This is a genomic window from Anaplasma bovis, from assembly GCF_036903315.1.
In the GTDB taxonomy this organism is placed as follows: Bacteria; Pseudomonadota; Alphaproteobacteria; order Rickettsiales; family Anaplasmataceae; genus Anaplasma; species Anaplasma bovis.
This window is the reverse complement of the sequence record NZ_JAWLNY010000001.1, coordinates 1-14,770: the sequence shown is the minus strand read 5'-3', so window position 1 is coordinate 14,770 and position 14,770 is coordinate 1. Positions and strand designations below refer to the sequence as shown.

General features: G+C 41.7%; 13 protein-coding genes, 1 tRNA gene and 1 pseudogene. 12 read left to right on the top strand and 3 right to left on the bottom strand.

The genetic code is table 11. The features are described from left to right. The first annotated feature begins 47 nt into the window (after nt 1-47). The 9 genes and pseudogenes from R4I06_RS00075 to R4I06_RS00035 form a co-directional block, all read left to right on the top strand. Complete coding sequence (locus R4I06_RS00075) at nt 48-1,115, top strand: class I SAM-dependent DNA methyltransferase (protein ID WP_334413459.1); 1,068 nt, start codon at nt 48-50, stop codon at nt 1,113-1,115. 62 nt (nt 1,116-1,177) lie between these two features. Beyond that, nucleotides 1,178-1,265: transfer RNA gene (locus R4I06_RS00070), tRNA-Leu, on the top strand. A 17-nt stretch (nt 1,266-1,282) separates the two neighbouring features. Next, nucleotides 1,283-2,377, top strand: a complete 1,095-nt coding sequence (locus tag R4I06_RS00065) for a GTP cyclohydrolase II (RefSeq protein ID WP_334413458.1) — start codon at nt 1,283-1,285, stop codon at nt 2,375-2,377. A 260-nt stretch (nt 2,378-2,637) separates the two neighbouring features. After that, on the top strand, nt 2,638-3,336 hold the full coding sequence (locus tag R4I06_RS00060; RefSeq protein ID WP_334413457.1) for a VirB8 family type IV secretion system protein: 699 nt from the start codon (nt 2,638-2,640) through the stop codon (nt 3,334-3,336). Further along, a complete protein-coding gene (gene virB9, locus R4I06_RS00055) occupies nt 3,320-4,153 on the top strand; it encodes a P-type conjugative transfer protein VirB9 (RefSeq protein WP_334413456.1) in 834 nt (277 codons plus the stop codon). The genes R4I06_RS00060 and virB9 overlap by 17 nt, the downstream gene beginning before the upstream one ends. Nucleotides 4,154-4,176: 23 nt before the next feature. Then, entirely contained in the window at nt 4,177-5,475 is a 1,299-nt protein-coding gene (locus R4I06_RS00050; RefSeq protein ID WP_334413455.1) for a TraB/TrbI/VirB10 family type IV secretion system protein, read from the top strand. 39 nt (nt 5,476-5,514) lie between these two features. Next, nucleotides 5,515-6,516, top strand: a complete 1,002-nt coding sequence (virB11, locus tag R4I06_RS00045; protein WP_334413454.1) for a P-type DNA transfer ATPase VirB11 — start codon at nt 5,515-5,517, stop codon at nt 6,514-6,516. Between the two features lie 50 nt (nt 6,517-6,566). Continuing rightward, nucleotides 6,567-8,648: a type IV secretory system conjugative DNA transfer family protein gene (locus R4I06_RS00040; RefSeq protein WP_334413453.1), complete on the top strand. Its 2,082-nt coding sequence runs from the start codon at nt 6,567-6,569 to the stop codon at nt 8,646-8,648. Nucleotides 8,649-8,868: 220 nt separating this feature from the next. Continuing rightward, a pseudogene (locus R4I06_RS00035) lies at nt 8,869-9,237 on the top strand (4Fe-4S binding protein); the annotation flags it as partial. Between the two features lie 76 nt (nt 9,238-9,313). On the opposite strand, the gene nadA reads toward R4I06_RS00035, so the two are convergent. Next, entirely contained in the window at nt 9,314-10,288 is a 975-nt protein-coding gene (gene nadA / locus R4I06_RS00030; protein WP_334413496.1) for a quinolinate synthase NadA, read from the bottom strand. A gap of 52 nt (nt 10,289-10,340) precedes the next feature. After that, nucleotides 10,341-11,120: a methyltransferase domain-containing protein gene (locus R4I06_RS00025; RefSeq protein WP_334413452.1), complete on the bottom strand. Its 780-nt coding sequence runs from the start codon at nt 11,118-11,120 to the stop codon at nt 10,341-10,343. A gap of 118 nt (nt 11,121-11,238) precedes the next feature. Here R4I06_RS00025 and R4I06_RS00020 point away from each other — a divergent pair, with 118 nt between their 5' ends. Both R4I06_RS00020 and R4I06_RS00015 read left to right on the top strand, forming a co-directional pair. Beyond that, nucleotides 11,239-12,414, top strand: a complete 1,176-nt coding sequence (locus R4I06_RS00020; RefSeq protein ID WP_334413451.1) for a phage portal protein — start codon at nt 11,239-11,241, stop codon at nt 12,412-12,414. Between the two features lie 19 nt (nt 12,415-12,433). Next, complete coding sequence (locus R4I06_RS00015; protein WP_334413450.1) at nt 12,434-12,871, top strand: HK97 family phage prohead protease; 438 nt, start codon at nt 12,434-12,436, stop codon at nt 12,869-12,871. A gap of 35 nt (nt 12,872-12,906) precedes the next feature. On the opposite strand, the gene R4I06_RS00010 is transcribed toward R4I06_RS00015, so the two are convergent. Further along, complete coding sequence (locus R4I06_RS00010) at nt 12,907-13,752, bottom strand: transporter associated domain-containing protein (protein ID WP_334413495.1); 846 nt, start codon at nt 13,750-13,752, stop codon at nt 12,907-12,909. 400 nt (nt 13,753-14,152) lie between these two features. Between R4I06_RS00010 and R4I06_RS00005 the strand changes: the two genes are divergently transcribed. Next, the coding region (locus R4I06_RS00005; protein ID WP_334413449.1) for a uroporphyrinogen decarboxylase family protein at nt 14,153-14,770 on the top strand (618 nt) is incomplete at its 3' end.

Genomic DNA, 14,770 nt, shown 5'->3' with positions numbered 1-14,770 from the left:
GACTTGTGTGTTAGTATCCTGGGTTTTTCTTACCTGTTAGGGAGATTATGAAAAGGGTTTTTGCTTGTTTTAGTGATGGGATGGGGTTGTTGCTTGCACGGATCTGCAGCGCTATGCCTAGTGTCACTGAGGTAATAAAATTACTGAAAAATGGGAGACTCTCAGCGAGAGAGGGAATTCTGTCTACTAAAGACAAGTTCAAGAGTCTGCTCGCTACCAACATAGATCTGGGTTTGTACCACTTTTATAGGGGAAACATCTCAGATGCAAAAACAAGGTTTTGGCTTATAAGCATAGTAAGGCCAAAGTTACCAGATGTATATTACAACATCGGAAGATGCCATTTTGTTTTGAGAAATTTCGATAAGGCAGCGAAAAATTTCAACAAAGCGCTATCTTTCGACAAAAACAACGAAGAATCCAAATATTATCTGAACAAAATGGCTGCTCCTGACGCCATTCTTGAGGTCCCTGAGAATGTCATCAAGCAACATTTTAACTACACAAGCGAATATTTCGTGGAGCACTGGCTAGTAGCGAAGAACTATCATGGGCACGAGTATGTGCGGTCATTGGTAATGAACTTCTTTGGCGACCGTTCTACAGAACTACATATTTTGGATCTTGGCTGTGGCACAGGCATATGCGGTCAGTTTTTGAAAATGAAAGGCGTGAGTGCCCATATAACTGGGGTTGACATTTCAAGAAGGATGTTGAACATTGCGCGCCAGTGCCTGGTAAATGGTAAACAGACATATAATGAGCTGGTATGCCTGAGTATCCGAGACTTTTTACAAACGAATACCAAGAGGTATGATGTCATCATCTTGACGGAAGTTCTGCATTATTATGGTGATCTTACCAAGATGCTTTCTAGTGTAAGCGCTACCTTGTCGGACGGCGGCATGATATTTGGCCTGGTAAGAGAGGGTGGCAGCAAGGGCTATAAGTTTGTCAAAGAGGGAGATTTTTTCTGTCATTCGTCAAATTACGTTGTAAAGAAAGTAGAAGAGATGGGCCTCCACTTACACTATATGAACCGTTGCAACATATACGGAGATAAGGTTTCTGGATTACTATTTGCCATATCCAATTCCCACGCCAAACAGGATTGATGTAGGATTAGTCCCTGTTGACAAGAGATTTGGCTTTTCGTTATCATGGCGGCGTATGTTTCGCGGTTATGGTGGAAGTGGTAGACACGCAGCGTTGAGGTCGCTGTGGCTGTAGTGGCCTTGGAAGTTCGAGTCTTCTTAACCGCACCACTTTCGTGGGTCTCACAATGGGTTGCTTGATTGGTAGTCGCTTTGGGTTTGGTAACAATATACTGGAGCGTTCTATTTTAGAAATCAGAAGATGTTCGCCAGTATTGCTGTATCGGGACGGAGTTTACGCGCTTGTTTTTGCTGGTGAGCTCCTTGAAGAGTCATCTTTTTCTACATTTGTGTCGTTTTCGGACGAGGTATATTTGCTCTTAACAGCAAATAGAATGTCCTTCCTGTCGGGAAAAGCAGCTCTAACCAGGGTGCGTGTTGACAATCTTTCTCTACATGAGGTACGCAGCATAGTTTTGTCTTGTGACAATATGCCTGATATAAGCAAAATTTGCTATAGCTCTTCTAATGTCCTTGACAGCATTGCTATTGAGATGATCAAGAAGGCGAAACTTATGCCTTCTGCTCTGATCATAGACATGAAGTTCAACACCGTTTCAGAAATGCATACATGGTGTGCAGAGAATAATGTCCTGAGCATTTGTGGAAGCGTTATATCGGATTATTCCTTGAACTACATGCTAGAGGAGATCTGTAGCTCTGACCTTTTCCTGCAGAATTCTTTAAAAGCAAAGATCTTTGTTTACAGGTCCAATGTTGGGGAACCAGAACACTATGCGATAGTGATTGGCGATCCACAAATGGACAATGTTTCCGTACGCATACACTCTTCTTGTTACACAGGAGACCTCTTGGGTAGTCTTTCATGTGATTGCAGGGGCCAATTGCTCTCTGCCGTTAGAACCCTTGCAGATAGTGGTGGTGGTCTAATACTGTACATTTCACAGGAGGGACGAGGTATAGGTCTTGCCAACAAAATACGTACCTATAGTCTGCAACATGAAAACATGTTCGACACCGTTGATGCGAATCGATTCTTAGGGTTCGACGACGATGAGCGAGAATTTCTGCCTGCTGCAATGATCTTGAAGAACCTTGGTGTACACAGGTTGCAATTGCTGACCTGCAATCCTAGCAAAGTTTCTGGACTAGAAACTCACGGACTCGTTGTTACAAAAACCATACCGTTCTCCGTGGAGGACAATAAGTATAACAGAGGATACCTGAAGACAAAACGTGAACGTATGGGACACGTAAATTGATGAGATCTTCTTGTTCCAACTTTTTATGCATTGGGTCAGAACCCCTATAGAACCCCAGAATTTTGGGGAAATTAATTTACTTGTTATTTTGCTGCCAAGTGTGCAAAAAATCATGAGGCATACACTTTCAGAAAAGCCCCAATAAGACGTTGTTTGAGAGTGATTTTTTCGTTAACTTGATGTAAATAAAAGCATAGTAGCTTTCTGATTATGTGATTCAGGGGGCTTATATTGGCAGTTTCTGCAGATTGGTGTTACACATGTTAGGTTTTGGTAAAAACGCTAAAGGAAACAAGAGCAGCGGGAAGAAAGGTTCTATTTCTTCCGGCAATTGGCATAACGACAGGTACAATTCTGTGGTAGTACAACGGAATATTCTGCTCTTTCTAGTCGTGTTGTCGGTGTTTTGCATAGGCGCAAGTACTTTCGTCATCTTCAGGATAGGAAAGACAAGAACGATAGAACCATTCGTCGTGGAGATAGAGAAGAAGTCTGGTATAACGACTTTGGTTAACCCCATGACTGTAAAGCAGTATTCTGCAGACGAGGTGCTCAGCAATTACTTCATCATAGAATACGTGAAAGCAAGGGAGCTCTTTGAGCCTAGTAGTTTTCAGTATAACTACTACACGAAGGTGCGGTTGTTATCCTCACAGGATACCTACAGTAGCTTCAGAAGTTGGATTAGGCCAAGTAACCCTTCTAGTCCTATGACACTCTACGCAGATGTTACCTCAGGACTTCTGAAAGTTCGTTCGTTGCAACATTTGGGAGCTGGAAAAGCACAAATACGTTTCACCTTGGAATTTGTAAGTGGAAATGGGTCTGTGATAAAGAAAGACCGGATAGCTACACTTTCTTTCAAGTATTCTACCTTGGAGATGAATGAACAAGAAAGGCAGGTTAACCCTCTAGGATTTCAAATAACATATTATAGGGCGGATGATGAGTTTCTATAGAAGGTTTTTTACCTCATTTACTGTCGCTTTTGCACTTTGCATTACGAGTGGCACCTCTTTTGCTGAGGCATTGGTCAGTGCTATGCCTATCTCCATTGATAGCAGGATCAAGACCCTGGTCTATAATCCTAATGAGGTGTTTCAGGTAGTATTTAACCACGGATATCACTCTTATATAGAGTTTTCCGTTGGAGAGAGTGTTCGTGTTATTGCTATGGGAGACAATGCGAATTGGAAAGTAAAGCCCGTAGACAATAAGATATTCATCATGCCCCTGGCGAAAGAAGGCCATACAAACATGTTGGTAGAGACATCGAAGGGAAGGAGTTATGCCTTTGATTTAGTATCTAAATCTCTCGCTATCAACGGCGTATCTAATAGTGTAGACGCTCTCATGAGTCCTGATTCCCCCCTATCTGACATAGCGTATGTTGTGCGTTTTTATTACGCGCAGAATAATTTAGAGTCCGACCCAAGAACTCGAAATTTGGAAATTTCTGCACCAAGTTTGGCGCATGGTGGTAGGGCGGATAATGTGGTAATCAGGCCAAATAATACGAGCAGAAATTACGTGTATACTGCTACCTCTACAGAGGATGAACTCATCCCGTTGCAGACCTTTGATGACGGTGCTCTGACGTACTTTCAGTTTCCTGATAAGGATATTCTTCCGAAAATATATTCCGTTCAGGGCGGAGAAAAAGTACCTTGTAAAATGCTTTTTCTGAAGGGCTATGTCGTGATAGAAGGTGTACATAAACAAATGTATCTAGATTACGGAAGTAGCAGCGTTGAGGTATCGAATAGAGCTCTTTAATTATTTTGGGTGGTGTAGAAAATATGGCTGACGAAATAAAGGATTACGAGGAACACGTAGAGGACGACGTCAATATTGTCGGGATACACAAGAGTAAGAAACTCTTCGTTGTTGCAGTAGTCTGTGTAGTGACCGGGCTGGTATACTACACTTTTTTTAGAGGAGATAAAGCCCCCGAACAATTTGAGGAGCCTGGAAAGGTAATAGAGCAGAATCACGTTGAGAAGCTCCTGAAAGAGGCAGAGTCACCTGCACAGGAAACTGCTCCTAGAATTCTCACTACGCCCCCTAGACTTCCTGAACTACCACCTCTGGTTATGCCAAGTGTTCCTGACATTCCGGTGGTTACGAAGCAAGTGCGTACACCGGTAGCTACACAAGAGGAAACAGTAAAGGAGATCCCTGCACCTTATGAAGTACCTAAACCTCAGCAGCCAGCAGAACAGGAGTTACCTATTCCTGCGCCTTATGGGGTTATGTCTCCGGAGCGAATTCCGTCGTTTTTGGGATATGACAAGGAAAGAAGAGGAACTCCCATGCTCGCTTTAGGCGGAGGCGGGGGCTCCGAGGGAGCAAGTGAGGAACCTGGACACACAACAAAAGACTTCTCCTCAGGAAGACTAGAGCCCACTCCTTCTCCTAACGTAAAAGCCACAAGAGTTGGGGATCCTAGGCATATGGTTATGCAGGGACACGTGATAGATGCGGTTTTAGAAACTGCAATAAATTCTGATATTCCAGGAGTGCTTCGCGCAATAGTGTCTAGAGATGTATATGCGAGTGCTGGTCATAAAGTCATGATTCCCAAAGGATCGCGGCTTATAGGAAGCTATTTCTTCGACTCGGGGTCTGGCGGGTTTAGAGTCAATGTTAACTGGTTTAGGGTAATTTTACCTAATGGAGTGGATGTACAGTTGAACTCCGGAGGTACAGATGAATTGGGAAGAAACGGTGTAACAGGAGTTGTGGATACTAAAGTGGGTGCGACTCTTACATCAACAGTGCTCCTTGCAGGTGTATCTCTGGGTACAGCCTTTGCCGCTTCCAAGATACCTTCTTTGAAATCAGACATAGTTAGTACGGAAAGTACAGGCGTTAAAAAAGCGGTCGAAGCTTTAACGGAATCTACGGAGAAGAAAACTTCTACGAATCTTCCGACACAGATTGTTTCTGATGCTATTAGGGACTTCTCTAATTCGGTTAAGAATATCATTAAGAAGTTTTCTGATACTCAACCGACAGTTTATGTTGACCAAGGTACGATTATGAAGGTATTCGTCAATCAGGACTTGGTATTTCCACGGGAGGCCATATTACAATGAGCAACCTTTCTATTTTCTGCACGTTGTCTTGAGGAAGTTATGTCATCAGTAGGATGTGCAGCATTAGAAACATATCTTGAGCCGTTTAAGGACCTTTTTGCTGAGGAAGGTGTAAACGAGATATCGATAAACAAGGAGTGCGAAGTTTGGGTTGAAAACCGTGGTGAAATCAGGCAGGAACGTATAGAAAGCCTGACAATTGCGCATCTCAAGGCTTTAAGTAGATTGATAGCGCAGGCAACAGAACAGAAAATAAGCGAGGAAACTCCTCTTTTGTCTGCTTCTTTGCCCAATGGGTTTAGGGTGCAAATAGTATTTCCTCCTGCATGTGAGGGAGATAAGGTAGCATTGTCTATACGTAAGCCTTCTACTGTCCAATTATCTCTTGAGGACTATGAAAAGATGGGTGCTTTTTCTTTTGTTGCTGAACAAAAGAGTAAAACAGAGGATGTAAATAAGCAGTTGCTGTCTTTGTTAGACAAAGGGGAAATTCGCAAATTCCTTGAGCTTGCAGTGCTGAGTAAGAAGAACATTATTGTTAGCGGTGGTACTTCGACAGGTAAGACCACGTTTACAAATGCTGCATTGCGCGTCATACCCTCACATGAGCGCATAATTACAGTTGAGGACTCTAGGGAAATATCCTTGCATCACCCAAATTGCGTGCACCTTTTGGCATCAAAGGGTGGTCAGGGACGTGCAAAAGTGAGTACTCAGGATTTGATAGAGGCTTGCCTTAGATTGCGTCCTGACAGGATAATTGTGGGAGAATTGAGGGGTGCCGAAGCGTTTAGCTTCCTGAGAGCCATAAATACTGGACACCCTGGCTCTATATCAACTTTACATGCCGATACTCCCCAAATGGCTATTGAGCAGTTAAAGCTCATGGTGCTGCAAGCAAATTTGGGTCTTCCTTCAGACCAGATAGCCACCTACATAACAAACATTGTGGATATAATTATTCAACTGAAGCGAGCAGAGGGAGGTGTTCGTCACATTTCGGAAATCTTGTTCACTAAAAGTTCACGAGACAATGTTTAGGCTATCTATTAACCTATTACAATTTCTGGGTACTGTGGCCGTAAGAGTTTATGCATACTAGCTCCAACCATATACGTAACGTTCTCGTGTTTTTTGCAGGCATGTTTTTCCTGCTTGAATTTTGTTTCTACGTTTCCGGTGCGTTGTTTGTTTTGAGCGTATGGGGGGTAGAGTATCTTGACTTATACTCAATAAACCCGAGCATTGCAGACTTTCCTATGCGTCTATGGCCAACTATCTTTCAGTATATAAGTGGGTGGTGGGCAAATCCAAAATTATACGGGGTTACAAATTCTGTAAAACTTTGGTGCTCTTTCCTTGCTCCTCTAGCTGTGATGGGCACAATCTTCTGGAATATGCGTCATGTCTTATTTGATTGGAGACCATTTAAACGCAAGGAGTCTCTCCATGGGGACTCTAGGTGGGCTTCTGAGCGCGACATACGAAAGATAGGCCTCCGTAGTAGAAAGGGAATTTTATTAGGTAAGGATCAGCGCGGTTATCTAGTGGCGGACGGGTTTCAGCATGCTTTACTCTTTGCGCCTACTGGATCGGGTAAAGGTGTAGGATTTGTTATACCTAATCTCTTGTTTTGGGAAGACTCGCTCATAGTACACGATGTAAAGCTTGAAAACTATGACTTAACGAGCGGCTGGAGAAAGAAAACCGGCCAGGAAGTTTACGTGTGGAATCCTGCTCAGCCAGACGGTATAAGCCACTGCTATAATCCTCTGGACTGGATAAGTAAAAAGCCTGGGCAGATGGTGGATGATGTTCAGAAAATTGCAAACCTTATCATGCCTGAGCAAGATTTCTGGTACAACGAAGCGCGTAGCTTGTTTGTGGGCGTTGTTCTTTACTTGTTGGCCGTGCCAGAAAAGGTAAAGTCTTTTGGGGAAGTTGTTAGGACCATGCGTAGTGATGACGTGGTCTATAATCTGGCGGTCGTGCTCGATACCATAGGGAAGAAAATACACCCTGTTGCGTACATGAACATTGCAGCTTTCCTTCAGAAGGCAGATAAGGAACGGTCTGGTGTAGTATCTACCATGAACTCTTCACTGGAACTGTGGGCAAATCCATTAATTGACACTGCAACTGCGTCAAGTGACTTCAACATACAGGAATTTAAGAAAAAGAAAGTAACGGTTTATGTGGGGGTAACTCCAGATAATTTGACAAGGCTTAGGCCGTTAATGCAGGTATTTTACCAACAGGCCACAGAGTTCTTATGTAGGTCTTTACCTTCTGATGATGAACCGTACGGTGTGTTATTTCTTATGGATGAGTTTCCTACCCTGGGAAAGATGGAGCAGTTTCAGACTGGTATAGCTTATTTTAGAGGGTACCGGGTTAGGCTATTCTTGATAATACAAGATACGGAGCAGCTGAAGGGAATATACGAAGAAGCGGGCATGAATTCGTTTTTGTCTAACTCCACTTACCGTATAACATTTGCTGCGAATAACATTGAAACTGCAAATTTGATATCACAGCTTATTGGTAATAAAACAGTAAGTCAGGAATCTTTGAATAGACCTAAATTTTTGGATCTAAATCCTGCATCTCGTTCTTTGCATATATCCGATACTCAAAGGGCGCTCCTGCTACCACAGGAAGTAATTATGCTTCCAAAAGACGAACAGATTCTCCTTATTGAATCAACTTTTCCTATAAAGTCGAAAAAAATAAAGTACTACGAAGATAAGACATTTACTAGAAGGCTATTAAAGAATACCTTCGTACCTACACAGGATCCTTATGATCCTGAAAAAGCGCGTTATAGAGATGGTGACAATTCAGGTGAAGTGGTTCATGAATCTGATGACAACAATGATACTGGACATTTGTTAAGCGATGAAACAGGATCTGCTGCTCACCATGGTAATGCAAACGAAGATGACAATTTCGTGGATAATGAGGAAATTATGGATCATGAAAGCGATGATGGATACTTAGATAGTGAAGAATACTTGGATGATGATGTTGATGACGAACAGGACGATCCTTCCTTAGATGAGGAAGAGGAAATTGATGGTAGCTGGGACGAAGATGTAGATGACGAAAGCGACGAAGAAGACTGGGATAATTACAAACTCGATGACGACGAAGATCCTGAAGGGGAGCAATAGTTGAGTTTTTTCTGTTTTCTCTCATTGTACCGTGGTGCTACGCGGAGCTTCTCGTAGCTAACCACGGGCCGTTCTGGCTCTCTTTACGGAACATGGTGTTACCACGGGTGGTGCGCGTGCTCGCAACGGACGCGTGATACCTCTGCTTATCTTCATATTCATTTTGTCCTTTTTCGTAAATGGGTTAGTATCAACATAAGTAGTTATTTTATTTAACATTATGACCCACTTTGTGACGGATAGGTGTGTTAAGTGCAAATACACCGACTGCGTAGTGGTTTGTCCGGTGGACTGCTTTTATGAGGGAAATAACATGCTTGTTATCGATCCAGAGCAGTGCATAGACTGCGGTGTGTGCGTTCCAGAGTGTCCTGCTGATGCTATAGTTAGTGATGAGTTCATGGAAGACATACTTTCCTGCGATTATGCGTCCCTAAATCCTGAACAGCAGACTTTAAAGACCTTCCATAAGATAAATGAAATTTTTTCCAAAAAGTGGCCGAATGTTACATGCTCTTCTCCCCATGTTCCAGAGGCAGACTCCTTTAAAAGCGCTCTAAATAAAACTCCTCTGTTCAGGGAAAATGTTCAGGAAGATGAGTTAGAACTCATCACGTGTGAACTGGGGGGACACAACCCCTTTGATCAATCTCAGGAATAATTCCCTAATACGCAAAGCTTTGAAAGGTTTTCACCGCAGGTATAGACATGTTCATCATGGCATCTACGGACTTCCGAGCCTCAACCATTATGTGTTCCTCTAGAGTTATTTCTGGAGACTCCTCCTCTATGCATTTATACAGTTTTTCAAGTGTATTTAGCCTCATATAAGGGCATTTTCCACACAACTCACACCCTGAACCGCTATTACCCACTACATAGAAAGTGCTACCGGGTGAAGCCTTTTTCATCTGATATGTTATACCTTCCTCTGTGAGCACTATAAATTTTTTGCCAGGGTTGTTTGTAACGTACTGCAACAAGTTTTTTGTTGACCCTATGCAGTCAGCGTACCTCAATAAATTTCCAGGACATTCAGGATGGGCAATAACATAGGCGTCACTATGCCTCGTCATGAGATCTATCAATAGTGTTTCAGAAAAGCTCTCGTGTACTATGCAGCTTCCGTGCCACAACAACATGTCCCTTCCGGTTTTTTCTATTAGAAACCTGCCCAAGTGCATGTCGGGGGCGAACAATATCTTTCTGTCTTCAGGTATGTTTTTTATTATCTCCACCGCATTTGAGGAAGTACATATTATGTCTGAATAGCACTTTACCTCAGCAGATGAGTTTATGTATGTAACCGATATATGGTCGCTATGCTCCTGCCTGAACTTTTTAAAGTCTTCCGCTCTGCACGAGCTTGCTAACGAGCAACCTGCATTTATATCGGGGAGTATAACTTTTTTGTGCGGATTCAAAATCTTGGCAACTTCTGCCATAAAAAATACTCCGCAGAATACTATAATATCCGCATCCACCGAAGCAGCTTTCTTAGATAAATCCAGAGAGTCTCCTATGAAATCTGCAACATCCTGGATATCATCATCTTGGTAGTAGTGAGCCAGTATTACTGCGTTTTTCTTTTGTGAAATTCCCCTTATTTCGCACATTAAATCGCGATATTCACAACCCATGTAGATTACTGAATGCGTGTTACAAAAACTTGCTCTGATGATACCAACAAAACTACCTTTTGATAACAAAATAAGCAATATTCCACGAGCTTACTATCTTACTTTGATTAGAAAAAACGCTTCTATAGAGGCTAGACACTTTCTTTATGCTTTCGTCGCCATCTACCTTTGCAGAGGTTCTTGGCACATGGCTGCCTGTTTTTCTTAGAACATTCACAAACTCGAAAAACGTCCTATGTTCGGTGGTACGTTGTTCACACTCTACATACGTGATTTTTACCCCCAAATTTGAGAGCATCTCCTCTATTGCCGAGACGCTGTAAAATTCATGCTTGCTGTTCATTCCCAACATTTCATAACAACCCAGTAGCTCTTTGAATGTCCCCTCCACCGGGATGCTTACGAATATGCCCCTTCCCTCCTTCTTGGAAATTCTAATAATACTTTTGAAGGCACGGGATATGTCTTCCACCCAGTGCATAGCCATAGATGATATTACAGCTGTGAAAAATTCATTTCTGAATGGCATGTAGTTCATGTTGCCATTTACAGTAAGCACAGCCTTATTTTTTTCCCGTGCTATGCAACACATTTTCTCGGATACATCTAGTTGATAGAGACAACACTTTCTTCCGATTGTATTTCCCACAATGCCAGTGCCGCAACCAACATCCAGGACACTCTGATGTTCTTCAATTTTTCCAACAAGTCTACATAACTTTTGTGCTATGTCCTTCTGTAAGGATGCATAGTCGTCATACCCTGCAGACGCTTCATCGAAAGCATGCCGCACATCATAAGCAAACTCACTCTCTAGATGAGTCCTCAACATAAACTAATATCACTTAAAACATTTGCTGACAGCTAGACTACGTGCACACAAATAACTGCTTCCCGTACATCCCCATCACTAGCTACCATACTATTCATTATGCATCCTTCAGGTGCCCATGAAAGATTTTTTTGGCCTTTTCAACAAACCCCAGAGCATATCCTCATTCTTAGAGTGCCCTAGAGACGCCATTTGGGGAGAACGAAATTATTCAAATTTTGCTCGAAATGGCTACATGAAAAATGTCATAGCGTTTAGATGCATACACATGGTAGCTTCGGCCGCAGGTTCAGTGGGCATAACGCTAAATAGGATCACAAAAAAGGGGACGCTACAAATATACAGTCACCCCATAATTTCTCTCCTATCTAATCCCAACCACACCATGACCAGGTCGGAATTAATTGAGGGCATAATAACCTACAAGTTGTTGAGTGGTAATTCCTATATTCTATCCATGGAAGACAGTGAACGCTTTCCCAGGGAGCTCCACTTGTTGCGACCTGATAGAGTTGAAATAATGACAAAACCGCGTACCAGCTCCATAACATATAGGTACACAGTCAATGACCTTATGTATGAGTTTCAGATTGATAAATCTTCAAACAAACACGACTTACTACATATAAAAAATTTCCATCCTATAAATGACTGGTATGGACTGTCTACAGTAGAAACTGCTTTGTGTAGCATAGAGCAACATAATCAAGCTGGCTCATGGAATCAGTCAATGCTTCAAAACGGGGCGCGCCCAAGTGGAGCATTAGTAGTTAATGCAAAAAATGGTGTCACAAATACTCTCACACAGGAACAGTACCAACGACTAAAGTCTCAAATAGAAGACTTCTACATTGGCCATAAAAATACAGGCAGACCTATATTGCTTGAGGGAGGACTTGACTGGAAAGAAATGAGCCTATCTCCAAAGGACATGGACTTCATTGAAGTAAAGAACACCTCTGCTCGAGAAATAGCACTTGCATTTGGAGTTCCACCCCAACTATTAGGAATCCCCGGGGATAACACATACAGCAATTTTTCTGAAGCACGTCTCGCATTGTGGGAACAAACTATTCTCCCGCATCTGGAGAATATACTTGCACACTTCAATGCGTGGCTCATCCCTAAATTCGGTGCTAACTTATTCTTGTCCTATGATAAGGAATCCATAAGCGCCCTCTCAGAAAAGAGACAAAAATTGTGGCAATATGTTCAGAATTCCACATTCATGACACTAAATGAAAAAAGAACAGCCTTCGGATTACCACCAGTAGAAGGTGGAGACACATTTTGAACTATATGAGTTGATTAAAATGCAGATAAACAATCCACATAGTAGCACTATATCTGATAAAGGAGTTTTTCGTGGCTATGCAGGTGTTTTCAATCATCTGGACAGCCAAAAGGACCTAATCCTGCCAGGTGCTTTTTCTGAATCAATAAGAACACGAAATGTTATTCTCCTATGGCAACATGATTACAAAGAACCCGTAGGAAAAGTTATGCATCTAGAAGAAAATTCTTTTGGCTTGCTCGTAATAGCTCAGCTCAATCTTTCACTTTCCAAAGCAAAAGATGTTCACTCGCTGATAAAGGAGAAAATCATCGGCTTCTTATCTATAGGATATAAGTGTGTTTCCTATAGAAAGCATCCACATAATGGCTCTAGAATCTTACAAAAAATAGACCTGTGGGAAATAAGCATAGTTACATTTCCCTCAAACCGTTTATCAAAAATAATCGAGGTATAATACTAACGGCTCCTGTAGATGGAACCACCCTGTATTCAGGAACTTGCTTTCACCTTGCCAAGATCTATTATTACTCTGTGTATGCACCTGTTGTCGGCCTCTTTTATCAAGAATACTGCTCCACTCTTATGATGAAACACTTCATTCACCGCTGGAACTCTCCCCACCATAGCAAAAATAAGCCCTCCAACAGTAACGTATTCTTCCTCCTCCTCCAGATCCCTTAGCACTATACCCAGAGATTGCTCAAGCGTCCTGACAAGAACGCGTGCGCTAACTTCTATTTTCTTTTCTGATACATTAACTATATCTGGAATAGTTGTAACATCGTGCTCATCTTCTAGGTCACCAACTATTCCCTCTATTATATCTGCCATTGTGACTATGCCGTCGGTACTGCCATATTCATCCAAAACCACAGCCATATGTACTCTAGACGACTGCATTTTTATGAAGAGATTCACAACTTTCATTGAATGAGGGACATACATGACGTTATGTATTATGTCTTTCACTTTGAAGTCGGATCCCACATTCAGAATTATGTCTTTTATGTGTATGAAACCAACTATGTTGTCTATGTTATCTTTGTACACTGGTATTCTTGTGTGGTTGCTACTCAGTGCTTTATTTAGTAGGTCCTCATCGTCCATGCCTAGAGCTACAATTCCGGATCTCTGTACCATCACATCCTGAACTGCGCATTCATCGAGACCTATTAGATTATTTATAATGTGAATCCATTCCAACCCATACAGGTTTTCCTCAAAGACTTTCCTTTTTATGAAGTCCTTAAATCCCGCCAATTTATTCAACATAAACGAATAAATCGCTAATTTTATCCTATGGTATATACCCTCCTCAGAAGCCCTGCTTTCCATTCCTAACGCAACCAACAAACCACTCAACCATAGTACAAAATTATACGCGGCAAAACTTTATTTTCCATACAAAGTTGTCTGTATAACTATGTTAATAACAGTGTAACCTATCGGTGAATAAAAGATATTCACATATTACCCACTAACTACACACAGAATTTTACAAATTTTCCCGGTTTTAGCTGATATTTTCCTTCTTTTTTTGACACAGTTATCAACACAATTCACAAACATTTTATACACATAAATTCTACGAGAAAATCAAGAAGTTATAGACTTTACTAACAAATTTATCCACAAAATGAAATCAATTTATCAGATTGATTTTTCGGCCGATAGAAGTTATTAACACAATTCACAGGGATAATATTAATACTATTAGTATAAATGAAGAATTATTATGTTTAACCAAAAAGGAAATATCTCCAAGGTAAAGCTTCAGACTTCTAATTCGACAGGAATACCAATTTGGTTCATGAGACAAGCTGGAAGATACCTTCCAGAATATCAAGTTGCCATGAATCCAATAAAAAACTTCTTTGACGCTTGCTATAACCCCGAACTACTTACGGAACTTACACTCCAGCCCATCAGAAGATTCGATTTCGACGCCGCGATAATCTTCTCCGACATAATGGTGTTGCTAGATTGTATGGGATTTGATGTCGAATTCCTTCGGGGACATGGTCCTGTTATTTCTGAAGAGCGCAAACACACTCGCACTGCTGATGAGTGTTTTCATAGATTATCTCCTGTTTTAGACGGTATAAGGATGGTGCGCCATGCTTTACCACCCAGCAAAGCACTTATAGGCTTTGCAGGTGCTCCATGGACTTTACTCACTTATATTCTGGGTAAAGATAAAAACTTTGCTAGACTTCGCACTGCGTTTCATCTACAGGAGAAATATGTCTTTAACTTGCTCCACGAGCTCACTGAATTAACTTCAAAATACTTGATAAAGCAAATTGAATGTGGGGCTGACTTAATACAGCTCTTCGATAGCAATGCCTATGTT